We start from the raw sequence: 4,488 nt of genomic DNA, 5'->3' as shown, positions 1-4,488 counted from the left end.
GCTTGCCTTAGTCCTCTTTGCCCTGCTTGGTGGCGGCGCAGCGTTCTACTACTTTAAGTTTCTAAAGCCGAAGCAGAATGTAAAGGGCGATACCGACCTTGAAGATTTTGAATTTGAGGACTACGACGAGGACGAGCCGGAAGCAGATACCGGGGAAACTCCCGAAGATGAAGAAACGGAGGAAGAAACCCTATGACCCTGTTTACCGACAATCCCTTTGAAAAGATGATGATACAGAAACCGAACGGGCGGCGTGATAATGCTCCGCCTGTTCCTTATCCCCCGGCTTGCGCTTCCTGCCCTTACAAGGGACAGTCCCCTTGTGTTGGGTATTGCATTAGAAAGATTGAAGCAAAACGACAGCCGGAACGATAAAAAGATGTACTTTCGATATGGAATATGATATAATTGTTCCAACCATAGGAAATGATAGAGTTAAACAAATTTTTAGAGTAAGCAAAGGAGATAAAAATATGTTACCCATTTCTGATATTCTTATTCGCTCAATAAGTGGATATGTGTTTATAGTTCCAGTTTTTATATTGTATTTCTTATACCTTAAAAAATCAGGAAGAAAGCAAAGCCTTCTCCATATTACTGCTGTATTTTTATTCTATTATTATCTTTTCGGGATTTTGACCGTAACAGGTATTGGTTATACAAGCACAATATCATTTCGTCCGAGGATTTCTCTGATTCCGTTTCTCGGTATGATAAGTGGACCAATAGATACCATACTGAATGTTGTTTTATTTGTTCCTTTTGGATTTTTTCTGCCGTTGCTGTATAAGAAATATCATCACATAAAGACTGTTGTATTAACTGGTTTTCTGTTCTCTTTATCTGTTGAAATTGTTCAGATGTTTGGTTGGGGTTCAACAGATATAAATGACCTTATTACAAATACAGTTGGAGTCTGTTTAGGATATTTGGTTTATTATTTGCTATCAAAAGTCTTGCCTAATAATTTAAGAAAACAATTTCAATCTGAGAATGTCAATGATATGGTCGAAGTGCCTTTGTTTGCAATTTACACATTTATAATCATGGTTACAGTTCAACCTTGGGTAATCCATAGTTTACTCAATATTGGATAAATTTTAGTTTTGTCAAATCATTTTACTATTTCATATCGCACAATTTTATACAATCACTTGTAGGAGCAATCGAAAAATCGGTTGCTCTTTTCTTTTACCCGAAAGGAGGATTTTTATTTGATTTTAGTTATCGCAGAAAAGCCCAGTGTGGCGCAGACAATCGCTGCCGTACTTGGGGCAAAGGAAAAGAAAGACGGATTTCTCACAGGAAGCGGCTATATCGTTTCTTGGTGTGTGGGACATTTGGTAGGGCTTGCGGAAGCTGCCGCTTACGGGGAGCAGTATAAAAAGTGGAGCTATGACAGCTTACCGATTTTGCCGCAGGAATGGAAATACACCGTTTCCGCTGACAAGGAAAAGCAATTCAAAACCTTAAAGGAGCTTATGCACCGGGCAGACGTTTCCGAAGTCGTCAATGCCTGCGACGCAGGGCGCGAGGGAGAACTCATTTTCCGTTTTGTCTATGAAATGGCAGGCTGCAAGAAACCTATGCGCCGCCTTTGGATTTCTTCTATGGAGGACAGCGCAATCAAAGAGGGCTTTTCCTGTCTGAAGAACGGCAGGGATTATGACCCTCTCTTTGCTTCCGCATTATGCAGGGCAAAAGCAGACTGGCTAATCGGTATCAATGCCACCCGCCTTTTTTCTGTCCTTTACAATCATACCTTGAACGTGGGGCGCGTACAGACCCCGACCTTAAAAATGCTTGTTGACCGGGACGCAGCGATTACCACTTTCAAGAAAGAAAAATACTACCATGTACGCCTTGCATTATCCGGCGCGGAAGCTGCAAGTGAACGAATTTCAAATAAGGCAGAAGCCGACGCATTAAAAACGACTTGCGAAGCGTCGCGGGCAGTATGTACTTCCCTTGTGAAAGAGAAAAAGACCGCAGCTCCGCCGAAGCTCTTTGACCTTACTTCTTTACAGAGGGAAGCAAACCGCCTGTTCGGATATACGGCAAAACAGACCCTTGACCTTGCACAAGCCTTGTATGAAAAGCGTTTGCTTACTTATCCGAGAACAGACAGCGCATTTCTGACCGACGACATGGGCGACACAGCGGCGGGCATTATCAAGCTGCTTTGTGGGAAGTTTTCCTTTATGGCGGGAAAAGACTTCACGCCGGAACTTGGAAAGGTGCTGAACAGTAAAAAGGTATCAGACCACCATGCCATTATCCCAACTATGGAGCTTGCAAAGACCGACCTTGCCGCGCTGCCGGAAAGCGAAAGGAATATCCTTACCCTTTCCGGGGCGCGTCTACTTATGGCGACCGCTGCACCGCATACCTTTGAAGCGGTTACGGCAGTCTTTGAATGTGCCGGACAGTCCTTTACCGCAAGGGGAAAAACGGTGCTGTCCGACGGGTGGAAAGAGATTGACCGAAGATACAGGGCAGCCTTAAAGAACAAGCCCGAAACGGACGACGCAGACAGCGACACAGAAAAGACCCTGCCGCCGTTTACCGAGGGACAAACCTTTGACAATCCGGCTGCAACGGTAACGGAGCATGACACAACACCGCCAAAGCCCCACAACGAAGCGTCGCTCCTTTCTGCTATGGAACGCGCCGGAAGTGAGGACACCGACCCGGACGCAGAACGCAAAGGGCTTGGAACTCCCGCCACCCGCGCCGCTGTCATTGAAAAACTGGTAAAGGGCGGCTTTGTGGAACGAAAAGGCAAGCAGCTACTTCCCACAAAAGACGGTATCAACCTTGTGTGCGTCCTGCCGGACACCTTGACAAGCCCGCAGCTTACCGCAGAATGGGAAAACAATCTGACGCAGATTGCAAAAGGCAAGGCAGACCCCGCCGCATTTATGGAGGGTATCGAGAATATGGCGCGGGAACTGGTAAAGACCTATCCGTTTCTTTCTGATGATAAAGCGCAGATGTTCAAGCCGGAACGGGAAGCGTTGGGAAGCTGCCCCCGCTGCGGTTCTCCTGTCTATGAGGGAAAGAAAAACTACTATTGCAGCAACAAAGAATGTATCTTTACCATGTGGAAAAATGACCGTTTCTTTGAAGAACGAAAAGTAACCTTTACCCCGAAGATTGCCGCTGCACTCTTAAAATCCGGCAAGGTAAATGTGAAAAAGCTCTATTCCCCAAAGACAGGCAAAACCTACAACGGAACTATCGTATTGGCTGATACGGGCGGGAGATATGTCAACTACCGCATTGAACTGCCGAAGAAAAAATAACTGAATAGCAAGCATAGGAAAAGAGTACCCTTTTCCGTAAAATCCCTGCTTTCTCTACCGAGAACGGCGGGGATTTTTGCTTGTTGGGAAGTTTCCCAAACCCTCTGAAACCGAAGAAAGGAGGTTACACATGGCAAGTTTACGGGACACCGTAAAGGACTATCAAGAAGAATTAAGGGACGGTATCGCTTGGGTGGCGTTTTGGAAAACGGGACGCTCTTGGAACGCAGAATATTTCCACCTTGAAATGAGCGATATTCTCTACCCGGAGGACAGAAGCCGCATGGAAGAAATCAAACAGGCTGACCCTGCCGCCGTTGTGGTAAACGGCTATTACTCCGGCTATCTTGGCGAGGATAGGAACCTTGACGAGCTGACCGCCGGGGTGCGCCGCCACTACGAAAACGGATATAGCAATATCGGGGAATTTATCGAAGCCCACGACGACAGGCTGCCGCCGGAGCTTATCGAGGAAGCAAGAGCCGCCGCCCACGCTGCGGGGCTGCCTTTCTCTGAAAAAGGCTACCGGGACGGCGAAGAACCCGACCCCTATCTATTTGACGGGAGCATGAGCATGGAGGACTACGAGCTTATGCACCGCATGATTGAGAAAGAAAGGAGCGAACACATGGAACAACCGATTTTAAGCGGGTATCTTTCTAATCTTGGAAAGTACACCGAGGGCAGACCTGCGGGCGAATGGGTATCATTCCCCACGACTGCCGAGCATTTGAAAGAAGTCTTTGACCGTATCGGCATAGACGGCAAAAACTACGGGGAGCTGCATATCACAGAATACCAGTCCTCTATTGCGGGACTGGCAGGAAAATTGACCGAGCTTGAAAGCCTTGACGAGCTGAACTATTTGAGCGAACTTTTGAAAATGCAGTTTGACGACGACAGGGAAAAATTTGTTGCAGCTATGGCATACGGCGACCATACAAGGGACTTGCAGGACATTATCAACCTTGCACAAAACCTTGATTGTTACTGGCTTTATCCGTCCGTACAGAGTGAGGAAGATTACGGGCATTATCTGATTGAAGAACTGGACGAGTTGGAGCTGCCCGAAGAAGCAAAAAAATATTTCATGTATGAGGAATACGGGCGGGACGCTGCTATCAATGACGGGGGCAGATTTACCGAGCAGGGCTATATCTACAATAACCGTAATACCTTTACA

General features: G+C 46.6%; 4 protein-coding genes and 1 pseudogene. All 5 read left to right on the top strand.

The genetic code is table 11. From position 1 onward, the window contains the following. Positions 1-196, top strand: a pseudogene (locus DWX32_RS18990) (DUF4366 domain-containing protein); the annotation flags it as partial. After that, positions 193-375: a hypothetical protein gene (locus tag DWX32_RS20355; RefSeq protein ID WP_005933783.1), complete on the top strand. Its 183-nt coding sequence runs from the start codon at positions 193-195 to the stop codon at positions 373-375. The pseudogene DWX32_RS18990 and the gene DWX32_RS20355, both read left to right, overlap by 4 nt. A 17-nt stretch (positions 376-392) precedes the next feature. Continuing rightward, a complete protein-coding gene (locus DWX32_RS18980; RefSeq protein WP_022621592.1) occupies positions 393-1,097 on the top strand; it encodes a VanZ family protein in 705 nt (234 codons plus the stop codon). Between the two features lie 117 nt (positions 1,098-1,214). Continuing rightward, complete coding sequence (locus DWX32_RS18975; protein ID WP_069432104.1) at positions 1,215-3,305, top strand: DNA topoisomerase 3; 2,091 nt, start codon at positions 1,215-1,217, stop codon at positions 3,303-3,305. A 130-nt stretch (positions 3,306-3,435) separates the two neighbouring features. Beyond that, positions 3,436-4,488, top strand: a 1,053-nt coding sequence (locus DWX32_RS18970; protein WP_243037641.1) for an antirestriction protein ArdA, incomplete at its 3' end; no start/stop codon positions are given.

The organism is Blautia sp. AF19-13LB (assembly GCF_003479105.1).
Taxonomy (GTDB): Bacteria; Bacillota; Clostridia; order Lachnospirales; family Lachnospiraceae; genus Fusicatenibacter; species Fusicatenibacter saccharivorans.
The sequence above is the reverse complement of the archived record's forward strand: the minus strand, read 5'-3'. Positions and strand labels throughout refer to the sequence as shown.

Coding starts and splice junctions, on each gene's coding strand:
- DWX32_RS20355 (WP_005933783.1), top strand. CDS start 193: ATGACCCTGTTTACCGACAATCCCTTTGAAAAGATGATGATACAGAAA.
- DWX32_RS18980 (WP_022621592.1), top strand. CDS start 393: ATGGAATATGATATAATTGTTCCAACCATAGGAAATGATAGAGTTAAA.